Raw genomic sequence first — 16740 nt, 5'->3', positions numbered from 1 at the left:
TCTCTGTCAGCTCAGACCGGGTCCTGGGGTGCTCAAAGGCCTCTTTGCGTGTTAAGGACGGCGTTTTGAGCGACCTGATATTCGTATGCAGCTTTAGCCTTACCGATGTAGGCCGTTTCCTACAGGATTTTGTCCTCGATCCGAGCAGTCTCAAAACAGTCGTTTCGGAAAAGGGCGTCCATTTCCGAAATCGCCGAGTAACCCAAAAAGTGCGATGCTCTGACCTGCGATTTCTTTGAAGAAATATCTCGGCTACTCGAGGGTTCCCGAATCGGACGCCCTTTTCCGAAACGAGTGTGCATGACGCGGCCCCACGCTCACGTTTGGCAGCTCGCCTGGACCCCATTGACGCATCTACGGCAACAGCAGTTCTCCCTATCTGCTCGATAGGATTTTGCAGAACGTATGAATTCGGACTATGATCCGCTATTGACGATTTGTCAGCGGGGTATAACCGACACCGCACCTAGACAGCTACTGCCTCCCGCGCTCAAAATCCGCAGCGCGGCCACGTTCCCGACGGAGCGTGAGATGCGAAAGGAAACACCATGCCCCATAACAGAATCGCACCGGCCATCCTTGGTGGCCTGCTCGCCGTGAGCCTTGCCCCTGCGAGCATCGACGCTGCCAAACATCCATCAATCTCTGCCGGGCTTTCAGCACACGCCTCGCTCGAAAGCGCCCTTGCAACCGACAGTGCATCGGCAACGGAAACGTTACCTGACTCCAACGCCATCTTCGAGAGCGATACTGCGCTTGTAGACGCCATGGCCCCAGAATCAGAGCCGGTAGCAGATGCCGACATCCCAGAAGGCGCCCACTCATCTGGAAAGGCGCACACCATCGATCCCACTGAAAACGCCGATAACGCAAACACCGGCACCTCTGAAGAAGGCGCGGATTCCGTCATAACCCACACGGTCACCATCGTGCGCGATGGGGAGCAGCTGGGCTTCGCCACCCTTGCTGAAGCCTTTGCCACCGCGCAAAACGGAGAAGTCATCGAGGTGTCGAGCGACCAGCTTATCAACGAGCCAATCGAGCTCGATGGCGGACGCGCGGTCACCCTGCGCGCAACAGACCAGTGCACCATCGCACGAGCAGACACCTTTGCCCAGGTAAACGGCAAGGCCGCAGGCATGTTCAGGCTCCGAGGAGGATCGTCGCTTGTACTCGAGTCGACAGGCGGCGCGCTCACGCTGGACGGCACCGATACCGACTCGGACGAAGCAATCGTGACCCTGTATGACCAATCATCCTTCGCCATGCGCGCCGGTACAGCAATTGCGCGGGCCCATTGCTCCTGGAAGCCCTGGGGCGCCGTCTACGTGCGCTCGGGCACCTTTGTTTTAGACGGCGGCGAAATCCGCGACGGGTTCTCCATGCGCAACACCGCCGTCGCCGTTGAGGCAGGCAGCACCTTTGAACTGCGAGAAGGCAGCATTAAGAACAACCGCGCGAGCTACTCGCAGTCCATGGTCTGGGCTAAAGGCACCATCCGCATGACTGGTGGCACCATATCGGGCAACTCGTCGAACGTCTCGAACGACGGCGTGGTGCACGTTCTTGCCGGCGGCTCCTTTGCATTCACCGGAGGCGCCATTGGGGCGAACTCCATGCAAACCCCCTGTGGCATCATGGTCGATGCGCAGGCGACGCTTACCCTGGGCGACCAGGCGCGCCTCGAGAACGGCGAGCGCGTATACCTGCACGACAACTCAACACTCGTTTTCGAAAGCGTCCTGGCACGGCACTCGATTACAGACCCTCTCAATATCGTGCTCATGGACCGCCGGGGAGAGGGGCGCGAGGTTGCTCGGTGCGCTTCCAGCGATGTTGCGCGCGCCACAATCGGGCGTCTCTCGGTGCTGAGTGACACCGACCCCGTTGCGGCCGTATCGGCCATCATCGACCCGGATAACCCCGAGCGTATCGCCGTGCTTGCCCACGCTGCAAGCGAGGTCTTTGCGTGGCTTGACGAGCCCTTTGCCGACGACCTGGGCCTCACCCTGCGCGACGAGCTGCTTGTAGACGGCGTCTTTATGACCATGCGCGAGCGCATTGAGGAGCACTTCGCCAACGCCCCCACCCCCGAATACGAGGTGCGGTTGGCACAGCTTGACCGGTTGGAGCGCTATGCGACCTACCTTGCCGATAACCGAGACGCGATTGAGGACTCGGTGATGTCCGTCTCGCAGCTGGGCTCCCCCGCCGAGGAAAAACAGCGCACGCAGCAGGTCTTCTCGTTCGACAACCTCGATGTCACGGGCTACTACCTCAAGCCCGGCATGGTGCACGACCTGAATCTGTACGTGGAGGCCGCCGACCCCAGCAAGCTCTCGCTTGCCTGGCGACAGGCGGGGCGCACCGACTCAAACAGCTACACGTCGCTCAACCTTCACCAGAAGTCTCAGCTTGCATCGGGCCTCAATCGCATCACGGTCGACCTCACCGAAAGCCGCTACGGCTACATGGTCTTTCTGCGCAACGACGCTCAGGACAACCCGGCACGCGCACGGCTGGAAAGCGCCGACGTCATCGAGGCCGGAACGGCACCTGTGGTGGGAAACAGCCTGGGCGTCCATCCGTTCTACGAGCACGACCCCACGAAACCTGAGGCGTTTTGGGGCTTTGTCCAGGAGCTGCGCGACTACGCTAGCAAGGCACATGCAGGCGAGGCCGCCGACATGACGCTTCTGCAGATGGGCGACGAGGGCCACGCGCAGTTCTCCATCAGCGCGACCGCGCTTGCCGCCGCCTACGATGGCATTGCTTCGCGCGATGACGCCATCGCCTATATCGAGCGCTCAAACGACGCTATCCAGCAGCGGCTGGAGTTCTTCTGGGCATACGACGGCTTTGACCCCCGCGAGCAATCCGGCCCCAACGCCGTCTCCCCCATGCGCGTGCATACAGCGTTCACGAGCACCGTTTGGTCGCCCTCGACCATGTATGCCTTCGAGCGCTACTTCCACATGCCCGAAAGCGATGCGGCCTCGTTTCTTTCCGGTGAATCCATGTATGGGTGGGGCATGTCGCACGAGTACGGCCACTGCTTGGACAACGCGGTGATCTCGGTCGCAGAGGAGACCAACAACCTGTATTCGCTCGCCGGGTCGCGCCACGGAGGCATCGCCGACGCCAACGCCCGCGGCGTGGCCTTCTCGCCCGATGCCTACTACCACGTGAACGCGCTTGCCGCGACGCGCCGCTGGGACAACGAGCTCGCACGCATGGCCGCAGACCCTACCTATACGCCCGATTGGTACAACGGAGGCGACTGGGAGACCTACATTTGGACGCACCTTATGGCCTGGTGGAACGGCCTGCACTTCTTTAATACCTGGAACTACGCGGACTATGACTTCGACGCAAGCCCCTATACGCCCGCAACGGCCTCCGACGTGCAGCGTTTTGGCGCGTATGGCGCAAGCATGCGCGTGCTGAGAGGAGATGCCGAGGCCGTGCGGGCCATCGAACAGACGACCACGGGCATTTCGGACGATACGGTGCGCCGCTACAATCGCATCGCCATGGCGTTCACCATGGGCACGGGCTACGACTTCGCGGCATACCTGTACGACATGGGCCAGCGCGACCTCGCGCCCGAGGTGCTTGCCTATTGCGCGCAGTACCCCACCATGCCCCGCAAAGTGCAGTACTTCTCGCTGGATACCGACGCCGCCGTCATCAACGGGGCGGGCGCGTATACAGAGGCCGTGACACCCCAGGTGACGGCACAGGTCGAAGCGGGAACGGTGCACATCACAGCGCAGATGGCGACCGACGAGCTCGGGCGCTCCACGACTGCCTACGAGCTCTATCGAGGCAATAAACTGGTTGGCTTCTCGCGCACGGGGTCGTTCTCGGTGGCTGTTGATGAGATGGTTGAGGACGGTGAACGCGACGGAAACGGAGGCGCCGACGACCTGACGTCCTACCGCGTCGTTGCGTACGACGTGGAGCTAAATCCCAGCAATCTGGGACGCATCGACGGCGTTGACAGCGAGCTGCCGGATGAAGGCGAAGACGCCGAGACTCCGGAGACGGGAGATGGTGAAGATGGCTCCGATAACGATGACGGCGACGCGGGCGGAAGCGGGTCGGGCGACGGCGACGCGGGCGCTGGCGAAGAGCCTGGATCCGACAACGAGGATGACGACTCGGTAAGTGGCGGGGGCAACGACGGCTCGGATGCTGGCGACAGCGACGGCTCAGGAGATGGCGATGGTTCTGGCAGTGGCGACAACGGCAGTGACGGCGAGCCCGGCGACGACGCTGGTGGCGACGACGACACGGGCGCTGGCAGCGGCTCGGATGAAGGCCCTGGCAGCCCAGATGGCGACGTAAACGGCACACCTGACGACACAGAAGACGAGAGCGTGCCAGGCGACAGCGACCAACCCTCCACCGACCCCGGTAAGGATTCCGACGACGAACCCGAGGATGGACAGCCGGGAGGCAACACGGGCAACGAGCCCGAGGGCGGCAAACCGGGCGGCAGCACGGACGGTGAGCCCGGCGATGGGTCCGAAGGTCAGCCGGATACGCCTGACGGCGACGGCAGCGGAAGCTCAACCAACGGCCCGAATGGCGACGGCGCAGGCGACCCCGCGGGCAGCACCAACAACCAAGGCACGGGCACAACTCCGGATGTCGACGACGCGGCGGCAAGCGGCGGCAACGCCGCGCATCCCGCCGGCGGCACGCTCGCCCAGACGGGAGACGGCTCGCACCTGTCCGCATTCGTCGCCGTCCTCGGGTCCGTCCTCGCCTTCACAGGCGCTGCCATAGCGGCCCGCCTTCGCAGGCGCTAGGCCAAAACACAGGCCCAAGGCAGTACGTGGGCCGCGTTGCGAACCCTTGCGCAACGCGGCCCCGGCCCATCCCCTGTCGCAGCCGGCCCATTTGCCCTAGCATGATGGGAATGCAATGGCGTCGACGCAAGGCGGTGCGACATGCTCGATCTCATACGAGTATTAAAAAGTGCAAAGGCACATGAGCGCGATGAGCTCATTCCGCTCACGACCCCCTGGGGCGATGCCCTTGACCCCGGGCGCGTGTTGCCCGAGCATCCATGCCCCACGCTGCAGCGCGCAGACTACACCATGCTCAACGGCTGGTGGGACTACGCCATCGTTCCGATATCGAGACGCTCAAACACCCCGGAGGCAGACGACACCTCGGCGCCCCTACCTGCCTCTGAAGCGATAAAGACCGTATCGCAAGCAGCGCAACCGCATGCGTGGGACGGGCGCATTCTGGTCCCCTTCTCGCCTGAGGCGCCGCTTTCCGGTGTGAAGCGTCAACTTAGACCCAACGAGCTTCTGTGGTATCGCCGCGACGTCGAGCTGCCAGAAACCACGCCAGGCGAACGGTTCATCCTCCACCTGGAGGCTGTCGACTGGATCTGCGCCGTCTACGTAAACGACCGGCTCGTCGCCACACACCAGGGCGGCTATCTGCCGTTCGACATCGACATCACCGAGGCTGCCGAGTTCCCTGCCGGCGTATCGGCCGCCCCTGCCGGCGCAGATTCGGCTACGTACAACGCCGCCGCCCGCATCGCTACGCTTGCGGTCTGCGTCTACGACCCCTCAGACGCCGGAACGCAGCTCCGCGGCAAGCAGCGACTCCATCCGGGCGGCATCTGGTACACCGCGCAAAGCGGCATATGGCAAAGCGTCTGGCTTGAGGTCGTCCCAGCCGCCCACATCTCGGCGCTCACGCTCCAAGGTGCCGCCGACGGCACGCTTACGGTTGATGCGACGGTCATCGATGCGACGCGCGACGCCCTAGACGAGCAGGACGCTGCGCTGCGCCTCACCCTGCAGACGCCCGACAGGACCGCCATCGCGCAGGGCACGTTGCCGCTTGCAGCCCTCTCGGACGAGGCATCCTCCCCCGCCGAAAACTTCCTTCATATTGAGGATTCATTCGACACGCTCCGTGGCACCATGCCTAGCACCCGGCCGCGCAGGTATCACGTCTTTGGCACGCTTCACGTCGACAGCCCTCGCCTGTGGTCGCCCGACGACCCGTGCCTCTACGATGTGCGCGCCGAGCTGCTGCCCCGCGCAGGCGCCGCCGCAATCGATACGGCGCGCAGCTACTGCGCTTTCCGGACGATCGCCATCCAGAAGGACGCCGACGGTATCCCTCGTTTTTTCCTGAACGGCGAGCCGCTGACCATCAAAGGGGTGCTTGACCAGGGCTATTGGCCTGACGGCCTCATGACCGCGCCCGCCGACGAGGCCCTCGTGCACGACATCGCCTCGATGCGCGCAGCCGGCTTCAACATGCTGCGCAAGCACATCAAGATTGAGAACCGACGGTGGTACTACCACTGCGATCGCCTGGGCATGCTGGTATGGCAAGACGCCGTTTCGGGCGGCGGTGCCTATAGCCCCTGGCACACCAGCCGCAAGCCGACGCTCTTCCAGGCATCGTGGAACCGCTTCCGAGACGACACGCCCCGCCACCGCGCCGCCCTCTCGTCCGACGATGCGGCCTATTGCGACGAGTGGACGGCGAGCTGCCGCGAGGTGATTCGGCTGCTTGCCGGGCACCCCTCGATCGTGACCTGGGTGCTTTTCAACGAGGGCTGGGGCCAATTTGATGCGCGGCGGGCGTGCACAATGGTGCGCAAGCTTGACCCCACACGACCCATCGACGCTACAAGCGGCTGGTACGACCAGCGGTGCGGCGACTACCTCTCGCACCACAACTACTTCCGACCGCTTACCGCCGTCCGCGACACCGAAGGCCGCGCCTTCGTGCTCTCGGAATTCGGCGGACTCACCCAGCTGGTTCCGGGCCACAGCGCATCGCCTATTGGATACGGCTACGGCAACTACCCATCTATCGAAGCATGGCGCAAGGCAGTGGAGCGCGAGCTGGCACAGGTGGACCTCCTGGCGCGCGAAGGACTGGCAGGCTCTGTATACACCCAGCTCTCCGACGTGGAGGACGAGCTCAACGGCATCCTCACCTACGACCGACGCGTCAACAAGCTGCGCCGAGACGGGGCACCGCGTAGCACGCCCGCGTTGGCGCCCGGCCGCATGTGGTCGCGTGCGCACGCTCACGTGCGGGCGCCAACCGAGCCGCGCCCATCCAACACGCGCTTGAAAGCACCGACCGCACCGCGCCCGTCGCGCGCGCCCGTCGCCGCACCCTGCGGCTTCGAGACGCCCGCATGCAGTATCATCTGACGCTATGAAGACGCGCACCCAACACACGAAGCCCACGCCGCTCTTTGTGGGCTATGTTATCCAGCTGCTGTTTCGCTTGACGCTGCTGGCCATTGCCGTCTACCTGTTCGTTGTGAACCCTGGGGCCCTTGACGTCGCGCGCGAATTTGGCCCAGCAGGCGGATTCGGTTTCGTCGACTTCGTCTTCATCGCCATCGTATGCGACTTCATGACCAAGTTCTTCGTCCATGCCCGCATCTCGTCGGGCAGCCTCAAGCAGTACGGCATCTATCAGATCCCCACGCCGGTGACCTTCAGCGGCGGGCGCGACGCCCTGCAGGCCCAGTTTCGCGAAATCGTCGACTTGGGCAGAAAGCTGGTTGAAAACGGCAAAACGGCCCTCGCCGAAACGTACGAGGGCCTATCGGTGCGCGGCGGCTCGATCATGACGGCCGCGCGGCGTCTGCTGAACAACGTCGATTTCCTTCACGTGTTCTCGTTCGATGAACGTGACCTGGCCGTCGACCAATCGATGCGCGCCGTGCTCTACCGCGACCGCACGCGCGAGATTCTTCCCGTCATCGTGTTCTGGATCGTAGGCAACGCCCTTGTTTCGCTGCTCCTCTCGCACCTGGGGCTGCTCAACGGCCGCGTCGCGCTACTGTGGTCACTCGCGTACTTCGTATCCGACATGGTGTGTGTCGTGCTTTGGTGCCCGCTGCAGCTGCTGCTCATGCACAATCGCTGCTGCACGACCTGCCAGATCTTTAACTGGGACGCCATCATGGTGGCAACGCCGCTGCTCTTTGCTGGCGGGTGGTTTAGCTGGACGCTGCTTGCCCTTGCCCTCGTGATCCTGGTGCGCTGGGAGCTGGCGGCGCTGCGCCACCCCGAGCGATTCGACGAGCGCACCAACGCGCGACTCACGTGCGCACAGTGCGAGGATAAGCTCTGCTATCTGCGCGGGCCGCTGCTGGACGGACTTGAGCGCATCAACCTGCAGAACCTCGTCAACGGACAGGGTGGCGACAGCGACGCCAACACGAACGACGACGGATGCCGCTAGCGGGTCGAACCGCTTCGATCGGCGCGTGCTGGGTGCATCCGACGACGGCGCGGCTGACGTGTCAGTGCGATGGCCGGCGTCGTCGCAAGACCTGCAAGCACAATAGCCGCACCCACCACATAGGCCGTACGCACCGCGTCGAGCCGTGCATCCGCCTCGATGCTCACCAGGTCGTCGCGCTCCGTCGACGTGAGGTCGAGCTTGGAGATTTCGTCCTCGAACGTCCGATTGCTTCCCAGGTCGATCGTCACGCCGGCAAGCTGCTCTTGAGCCTTCGTCGAGATGGACGGGTCGGCAGCTGCCTTCTCGCGCACCGCACCCGTGATGCCGAACAGCAGGACAGCGCCCAGCAACGCAACGCCCAGAGCCTGGCCCACGTTGCGCATCGTACTCTGGATGCCGCCCGACTGCGACGCCTCGCGCTCGGGCAGAGCCGTTGCCACGACGTTGCTCGCATGCGAGGAGACGGTACCTGCGCCGACGCCCGCCAAAAACGCGCCGAGGTAGACGAGCAGCGGATTCGCACCGTTCAGCGTGACCGAGAACGCCATGACGCCTAAGGCCAGCGCCATAACCACATAGCCCGCCTGAATCACATGACGAGGCTCGGCATGCGGCGCGAGCTTAGGGATTCCCAAGGCAAGCGCAAAGGTGGGAACGCCCGTGACAATGGAGATGCCGCCCACCGCGATGGGAGACCATCCGGCGACGAGCTGCAGATAGGGAGCCATGAGGATGGACTGCGCTCCCATGAAGAAGAACGTGAGTGCGCACGCCACCAGGCCTGCACGAACCTGAGGCGTCGTGAGGAAGACGCTTGGCAGCACGGGAATGCCGCCCTTCGCCTCGACGCGACGCTCGACGGCAACGAGGACCCCCAACACCACAACGCCTGCCGCGGCGACCGGCAATGCCGGTGAGATGCCGAAGATGGTGAAGGGTGCTCCGGCAAGCGGTGCCACAAGGCCCCACGAGGAGATGCTCGACAAGCCGATGAGCAGCAAGAAGAGACCCACCGCCGCAAGACCTACGCCGGCCGCATCGAACGAGGTCTTGCTGCGCTCCTGCTCAATGCGCGGCAGCGCGAACGAGCAGGCAAGCACGATGGCAAAGTAGGCAGCGAGGGTCAGGAAGGTCGCACGCATGCCCGCTGCCTCCATGACCACGCCCAGGCCAAGGGGTAACAGCGCCGAAAGGCCCGAGGCGGCTCCGATCGCACCGAATGCGACGGTTCGATTCGAGCCCTGATAGATGAGGGGAATAAGACCGAGCACCGAAGGAATCATGAAGCTTGCGCCAAGGCCCACCAAGACGCGTCCGCCCCAGATGAACACCTCCATGGACGGCGAGAGTGCCAGCACGACCTCGCCGAGAGCGCAGAGCACGATGCCACCGCGGAAGGTGCGCGCCCAGCCAAGGATGGTCCCGGCCAGGCCGCCGGCGATCATGAACGCACCGCCGACCAGCGGGTAGACCATGTTTGCAAGCTGAATCTGAGCCGTGGTGGCGCCCAGCTCGCTCGTGAGCGCCGAGGTGGCAAGCGACAACGCGCCGTTGTCTCCAGTTGCCCCCATCTGCGCCAAAATCAGGATGATGATGGGTAGGACGAGAAACGATGCCGACTTCGCGGCATGGACGTCCCCTGCGGACCGCGAAGCCCGCTGTGTTTGGGTGATATGCACGATGTGTCCTTTCTTGAGGACGAAGGATGATGGGGGCAGGCACGCCGGCGGCTTTCGGCCGCCGCACCTGCAACCTGCCCGTGCGAAAACGCGGCCTTATGCCGCCTGAGCAACGAAGGGCTCAACACCGCTTAGATTGTATGCAGAAAGCGGATAGGCCCGAATCTGGGGGTCGTCGTAGGTTGCGTGGTAGTAGGTGCAGCTCGCTGCAGCAAAGCAGCTGGTATAGAGCGTGATCTCGGAAGACCCATCGGGCATTTGCGCCGCGCCCATGGGAACCGCGACCGACCCGAGCGTACGGAATAGCCGCGTGACGTTTGCGCCCTCTTCGCTCTGTGCGGGATAGTGGCTGTTCACAAACGCCGCCTTCACAAAGCGTGCGGGGCCGCTGTAATCCCCCGGCATGCCCTGAAGCCCCATGCCGGAGCCGAACGGAGCAAGCTGTGCGCGGTCCCACGTCGTGGCGGCAGGCTCTGCTCCGGAGAGCATGAGGTAGTTCCTGATGTTCTGACGGTGCCAGCCGAAGTTTGGCTCATTCGTGAGCACATCGACGTCGTTCTCCCATACGCGCAGGCCTTCTTCCAGGCACTCGACCACGATGCTTCCCGTGGCGTCGCCGATGAGCCAGTGAAGCTTGGCCACCGGCAGCTGCGGCGAGACCGGCTTGGCCACGACGACCGTCTGGGCGAGCGCCTGGCGCACCTCATCGAGCGTGGCGAAGTTACGCGCGATCCAGAACGGGAACTCGTAGGCGGCAACGTTTATCGCATCGGGCTGGACGGCGGCGGGGTCGGCGTAGTGTGCGCTCTGCGGAAAGTTGAGACCTGCAACCGCAAGGCCCGCGTCGTTTCCGCAGTCGAAGTACAGAGGAATGCCCTCGACGATAATGCCCATACCTATGACGGTGTGGGCGTGTTGCGTATCAAGGTCGCCCGGGTGCCTGAAAGCCGCCGGCACCTGCGCTGCAGGAGGCGTCACCACCACGCGCTCGCCGTAGCCCTGTGTCCAATCGAGGTTACGGCCAAAGTACATAGAACCGGCCGTGTCGGTAAAGCGGATACCCGTGCACATGGGGCCCGCCCCCTTTCTTGCCCGGAGCGTGTGGCTGCCGGGTTGAAGTAGTAGATGTTCTTCTTCTGCCCGGGCATACCCGTTAGTTTCCCAGGAAGTACTTAGGAATCAGTGAAGGGGGTTATTCATACTTGTACCTGCGGTTTTATGTGTGAGCATTTTGATAGCACATAGGACGCGCACATTCCTGCTACCAGCGGTTGAGGGTGGAGAGGCGGCGCCATATATGACGAAGGTCGGGCCCGAAGAGCCCGGCCTTTGCGTAAGGGTCCTCAGCCCTGCGCCGCGCGGCAATCATGACCACCCGCATAGAGGGTGGTCATGATTTGCTTGATGTTGTTTCACGGCCGATGGCGCGATGTTCATTGGCGCCTTCGAAGAGTTATTCCTCGAAAGGCACGACGTTTGCCACGGCGTCCGCGGCGAGAATCTCGGCGTCGCCGTTGTCGATGTCCACCAGCTTGTAGCGGTCGTTGCCCATGCCAAGCTCCTTCATGTAGGTGAGCTGGCGCAGGCCGTGGCGGCTTTCCATGCGCTCCACGAGGTCGTGATGATCGGCTTCGGAAAGCGCGTAGACAAGATCCACCGACGCTTGATCGGCTGCAAGGATGTCGGTGGACGCCACGATGCCGATGTTCGGCGTCACGACCGGAGCCGCCGCCGTGCCCTCACAGTCGCAGGACACCGACATGTTGCGCAGCACGTTCACGAAGGTGATGTGCTCGCCGAAGTGGTCGACCGTGGCCTTGGCGCTCTCGACGATACGCTCCATGAGCTCCTCGGTCGCGATGCTCCACATGTCATTGGAACCCTCACGCTGGTGGATTTCCTTCTTGCCGATGCGACCGTCGGCACACCCGATGCCGATGTTTTTGGCCGAGCCGCCGAAGCCACCCATCGCATGGCCTTTGAAATGCGTGAGCACGAAGAGCGAATCGTAGTTGGCGAGGTTCTTGCCCATGTGCATCTCGGTGAACCACTTGCCGCCCTTGACGGGGAAGGTGGTGACGCCGTCCTCGTCCATGATGTCGACGGGGCAGAACGTCCAGCCGTTGACCTCGAGCGTCTTGCGATGCTGCTCGGTGGTGTAGCGGTCGCCCTCGTAGAAGGTGTTGGTCTCGACGATCGTGGCGTCGGGCAGGTCGGTCTCGATAAGGTTTTGCACCCACGGGCGCGGAATGATGTTGGGACCGTTCTGCTCGCCGGTGTGGAGCTTGATGCCAACTTTGCCGGTGATGCCGGCGTTCACGCGCTCAAAGATCTTGCGCAGGCCCTCGGCCGACAGGTCGCGGGTAAAGTAGACGGTTGACTCGTTGCCCGTGCGCTCACTCATAGGAATGTACGTCTCGCCGCCCGTGCCGGGTACCGCATGCTTGCAATCACATGACATAGCAGGCCCTTTCTCTCGAATTGTTGCTTTGCGAGCGATTCTATTCCTTGGAGTTAACTCAAAAGGAAGGGGGTTGTTTTGGGGTCGTCAGTTGAGGGAAACTGACAAATAGGACCGCGCGACTCACCTACACATTTGCACGCGGCGCCAGGGAGCGAACATGGGACAGTATTTCAGCTGGGTCAACTTTGATAAGAACGAGATTATCGAAGACTGGCCGTGGGCGAACGGTAGCAAGCTTCACGAGAGCGCCTATCTGGGCTGCGAGGAAACCGACGCCGCCCTCACCATGCTCGCCGGTGACTGGGCAGGTGATTTCGTTGCGTTTCTTGGAGATTATGCTGAGTTCGAGAACGAGACGCATCCGAAGAGACGCGAGATAGAGCAACGCCTGGGTGACATGGCCTGTGAGGATTACATTTATAGCTGCACCGACATCTGTGGGCGGTTTGACTACACGCGCGAGCATCCCGAGGTCAGACGCCCCGTTTACGACGGCGATAGCATATATGAAAGGTGGGTACCCTATGATGGGCCTTTCGATGTCGCCATTCACTGCTACCGCTATGTGGTCAACGAAAGTAAGAAGGAATTCGTCGACCGCTTTTGCACGGCCGTGCGGTATATCAACGTAGAAACGAGCGAGATTGTCCGCTACGACCCCTTCCCAGAGCTCATGTGCTCCCAAACGGGCGGTTTGATCGACCCCGAGCATGAGATAGAGGGGCTTTGGTTTGGTGACTTCATCCGCCCGACGGATGTACATCCAGGTAGCGAATACAAAGCCGTGGCGCAAAATTATAGTTACTGGGCGCCGCCTGCGATAACCGGATCGGACGAAGAGATTCGGCACATCATCGCCGAGCATAGGCTCAATATTGCCGATAAGGATATCCTGGAGCAGATCTATGGCCACCTTAGGTAGTCTGCAGAGACAAGCGGACGGGCTTGCACGATGCATGTGCCCTACCCTAATGGACAATCCCAATAGGCTTCGTCTCCCAAGCTCCGCCAATGAGCAGGCCCTTTTGCAGCAATCTTCCCCGGCATGGCCGGGGGCTTTAGCATCGCTCCGTAGGGGGCTCGATACCACGGCGGCATAGCCGCTGTTGGCACCTCAGGCAGAGCCTACGGGCTTCTCGCGTTAGACTAGTTAGACTAAATTGCCGCCTCTTGAGTAGCGAGAAGCTCGGCAAGCTCGTCTTCAGAACGTACAAAGGTATAAGGCTCGTATTCCCCGTATGCAGACGGACGCGTTATCGTCACCAATTGCAACCGATCGAAACCAAAACGGTTCTCAAGACGGTCAATCATCTCAGAGAGTTCTTTCCCGCGCTGCGTCCGCATGGCAATCGAACCCGTCTTATCAAACCACTTGGCAACGAGATAGCACATCGCGGACACTCCTCTCAAATTCCGCTTCGTTTCTGATTTCGCCCGCTTCGTATCTTACCCGCAAATACTTCCCAACCGCTGGGTCTTCAACTCGTTTATACAGATACTTATGAAGCCAGTTATTCAGTTGGCGATCATAAAACGTGTTGTACTGAATCTCGATGGGCCAGTGACGAGAAGAGAGCTGGAAATATACATGGACTCCTCGATATCCGTCGTCAACGGCTTTTCCCGAGCTCAAATCTGCAACGCGAAAATGCGCTCTGCCCGAAAGACATAACACGTCTTCATACGTATCGCACATCGAGCGAAAGCCAAGCAGGTCATTAAATACCTTACGAGCCTGATGATCAGGAAAGTAGCGATGGTACTTGAGTACGACTGACTGTTTACTCTTGATACGAGAGTCTATGGGCAGCTCATCAATCAACGAGGCGCCTTGATACCATCTGCGAATATCGTCCAACTCATCGAGGAGCTCTTGCTCGGAAAAATAGCGAAGATCCTTCTTGAGCGAAATGCCCAATGCACTTTGGTATGAAAGACTCGTTAGGACTGACTCCGACAGACCATCTCGTTCGAGAATATCCATTACGCTAGCAGACCCTCCTTTTTACCCAGTCATTTGGAACTAGTTTTCACCCTCACTCTTCCAATGGGCAACAACATTAACCTCGGAAAGACTCTCCCAGATATCGGCGCCAGCATGCTCAGCTAATATGATTCTAACTGGTTTTCGTCCGGACGCATCGTATCGCCAAGCTCTCAACAGCCCAACAAGCTATGATATGAACACTTGACTGAGACAATAGCCGGCTTCAACCACGGCGATACGCGAGAGGCAAGATGATGACATTCGAAGACGCAGCAAAACACGCCCTTGCCTTCCGCGACGAGCGCGAATGGAAACAATTTCACAACCCCAAGGATCTTGCTATATCACTGTGTCTTGAAGCCTCAGAGCTGCTTGAAGTGTTTCAATGGTCGGGCACCGACCTTGAAGTCGTTGAAAAGCGCAAGCATGCTTCTGAAGAGCTGGCAGACGTCGCCATCTATTGCATCTATCTCGCCGAAGCCCTTGGCGTTAATCTTCCCTCCGCTATCGAAAATAAGCTGAGCAAAAACGAAACGAACTACCCTATAGCCAAGGCAAAAGGCTCATCAAAGAAATACAGTGAACTATGATCATCGAGATTCCAACACGCGAGCACGCCTCAAAGCCTGAGGGAGCCCCTTTTCAAATTGACATGATGCCCTTTGAATATGGCAAACACGTTGACATCGAATATAGCAGTCTCGCAGAAGATAAACTGCTGGACTGGCCGATGGTGTATATTCTCGCCAACGATAAATCCGCATACGTCGGACAAACAACGAGCGTAGCAACGCGCATCAATCAACATGAGGCAAATGAAGAAAAGCGCGACTTCACCACCGTAAACATTATTTACAACGAAGAATTTAACGCTTCTGTTATCACAGACTATGAGCATCGGCTTATAAGCTTGATGCAAGCTGACGGCAGATATCGATTGACCAATAAGAACGAAGGCATGACACGTTCGAATTACTTCTCAAAACACGCGTATGCCGATATGTTTGAAGAGCTCTGGGAGCAATTACGCGCCATGGAGCTTGCGGAACACACCATCGATCAAATTGAGGAATCGGAGGTTTTCAAATATTCGCCCTATAAGGGTCTGACAGCGGATCAACGAATTGCCCTTGAGCAGATTATGGATGCGATTACAGAGGGCATTAACCAGGCAAAACCTATCGTCATCGAAGGCATGCCGGGTACTGGGAAGACAGTCCTAGCGGTCCATCTCATGAAAATGCTCAAAGATGATAGCCGCTTCTCGAATATGAACATACGCCTTATCGAACCAGTCACCTCGCTTCGCAACACGCTACGTAAAACCGTTTCGACCGTCTCAGGAATGAGCAAGAAAGATGTTATAGGACCTGCAGACCTAGCGAAGGAAAGCTGTGGGTTCACCAAGAACGAGAGCAAAAACTTCGACATTGTTCTGATTGATGAAGCACACAAGCTCAAGCGTCGCGTTAATCTTGGCACGCAATTTGGTAATTACGATAAGACTTGTGCGAAGCTCGGACTTCCCAAAAGCGCCACTCAGGTTGACTGGGTACTTAGCCAAGCAAAACTTCCCATCTTTTTCTACGACCCACTCCAGGCGGTCGGCCCCTCCTGCGTTGGCCCCGACGCCATTGATGCGATTCTCGACTCCGCCGCATCCAGTCCCATACACCTGAGCAGCCAAATGCGCGTCAAGGGCGGAAAGGGATACCTTGATTTTATTCTCGATATATTGAACGGAACGAATCCGTCGCCCATGCCCTTTGAAGGCTATGAGCTTGTCTTCCATGAAACCCCGGAAGGATTTGCCAAAAGTTTTGAGCAGACCTATTCGCAGCATACCCTCAGCAGAATGGTAGCCGGGTATGCATGGAAATGGGTGACAAAAGACAAAGAGACTCCAAGCCTCTACGACATCAATTTGGATTCTGTACATTTGCGATGGAATTGCACATATGATGATTGGGTAGGCAAGGGCGCCGACAATCCCGATATTGCTCATGAGGTTGGTTGCATCCACTCAATTCAAGGATATGACCTGAGCTATGCCTATGTCATTATCGGCAACGACATTGTTTACGATGCTGCATCGGAGCAGCTTATTGCGAATAGCAAGAGCTATTACGATCGGAACGGTCGGGCAACAGCAACGAAAGAAGAGTTAGCGCAGTATATAAAGAACATCTACTACGTTCTGCTCACGCGAGGAATATATGGAACGCATGTCTACGTTGCCAATCCTGAGCTGCGTACGTATCTGAGGCGGTTCTTTATTGATGTTGAGAAGTAGAGACATTCGCATTATGCCAGGATAATCGGTGAACGAGAAACCGCCTTTCAGATAG

At 59.8% G+C, this 16740-nt stretch carries 11 protein-coding genes; 6 read left to right on the top strand and 5 right to left on the bottom strand.

Features of this window, described 5'->3' with window-relative positions; translation table 11 throughout:
* The first annotated feature begins 548 nt into the window (after positions 1-548).
* From B5F33_RS04275 to B5F33_RS04265, 3 genes are all read left to right on the top strand, one after another.
* A complete protein-coding gene (locus B5F33_RS04275; protein ID WP_087410558.1) occupies positions 549-4817 on the top strand; it encodes a M60 family metallopeptidase in 4269 nt (1422 codons plus the stop codon).
* A gap of 141 nt (positions 4818-4958) precedes the next feature.
* On the top strand, positions 4959-7214 hold the full coding sequence (locus B5F33_RS04270) for a glycoside hydrolase family 2 TIM barrel-domain containing protein (RefSeq protein ID WP_087410557.1): 2256 nt from the start codon (positions 4959-4961) through the stop codon (positions 7212-7214).
* A gap of 4 nt (positions 7215-7218) precedes the next feature.
* Complete coding sequence (locus B5F33_RS04265) at positions 7219-8259, top strand: hypothetical protein (RefSeq protein WP_087410556.1); 1041 nt, start codon at positions 7219-7221, stop codon at positions 8257-8259.
* On the opposite strand, the gene B5F33_RS04260 is transcribed toward B5F33_RS04265, so the two are convergent.
* The 3 genes from B5F33_RS04260 to B5F33_RS04250 form a co-directional block, all read right to left on the bottom strand.
* A complete protein-coding gene (locus B5F33_RS04260; protein WP_239284780.1) occupies positions 8256-9941 on the bottom strand; it encodes an MFS transporter in 1686 nt (561 codons plus the stop codon). The genes B5F33_RS04265 and B5F33_RS04260 overlap by 4 nt on opposite strands.
* A 96-nt stretch (positions 9942-10037) precedes the next feature.
* On the bottom strand, positions 10038-11012 hold the full coding sequence (gene bsh / locus B5F33_RS04255) for a choloylglycine hydrolase (RefSeq protein WP_087410555.1): 975 nt from the start codon (positions 11010-11012) through the stop codon (positions 10038-10040).
* 382 nt (positions 11013-11394) lie between these two features.
* Entirely contained in the window at positions 11395-12402 is a 1008-nt protein-coding gene (locus B5F33_RS04250; protein ID WP_087410554.1) for a DUF362 domain-containing protein, read from the bottom strand.
* 160 nt (positions 12403-12562) lie between these two features.
* On the opposite strand from B5F33_RS04250, the gene B5F33_RS04245 reads away from it, so the two are divergent.
* Positions 12563-13327 (top strand): hypothetical protein, encoded by a 765-nt coding sequence (locus B5F33_RS04245; protein ID WP_087410553.1) that lies wholly within the window; start codon positions 12563-12565, stop codon positions 13325-13327.
* A gap of 233 nt (positions 13328-13560) precedes the next feature.
* On the opposite strand, the gene B5F33_RS04240 is transcribed toward B5F33_RS04245, so the two are convergent.
* On the bottom strand, positions 13561-13797 hold the full coding sequence (locus B5F33_RS04240; protein WP_087410552.1) for a DUF6718 family protein: 237 nt from the start codon (positions 13795-13797) through the stop codon (positions 13561-13563).
* Entirely contained in the window at positions 13769-14389 is a 621-nt protein-coding gene (locus tag B5F33_RS04235) for a hypothetical protein (protein WP_087410551.1), read from the bottom strand. The genes B5F33_RS04240 and B5F33_RS04235 overlap by 29 nt, the downstream gene beginning before the upstream one ends.
* Before the next feature lie 257 nt (positions 14390-14646).
* Between B5F33_RS04235 and B5F33_RS04230 the strand changes: the two genes are divergently transcribed.
* Together B5F33_RS04230 and B5F33_RS04225 are read left to right on the top strand one after the other, a co-directional pair.
* Positions 14647-14982: a nucleotide pyrophosphohydrolase gene (locus B5F33_RS04230; RefSeq protein ID WP_087410550.1), complete on the top strand. Its 336-nt coding sequence runs from the start codon at positions 14647-14649 to the stop codon at positions 14980-14982.
* A complete protein-coding gene (locus B5F33_RS04225) occupies positions 14979-16685 on the top strand; it encodes a DUF2075 domain-containing protein (protein ID WP_087410549.1) in 1707 nt (568 codons plus the stop codon). The genes B5F33_RS04230 and B5F33_RS04225 overlap by 4 nt, the downstream gene beginning before the upstream one ends.
* Positions 16686-16740 lie beyond the last annotated feature (55 nt).

Source organism: Collinsella sp. An2 (assembly GCF_002160065.1).
Lineage (GTDB): Bacteria > Actinomycetota > Coriobacteriia > Coriobacteriales > Coriobacteriaceae > Limicola.
This window is presented reverse-complemented; position numbering and strand designations above follow the sequence as displayed.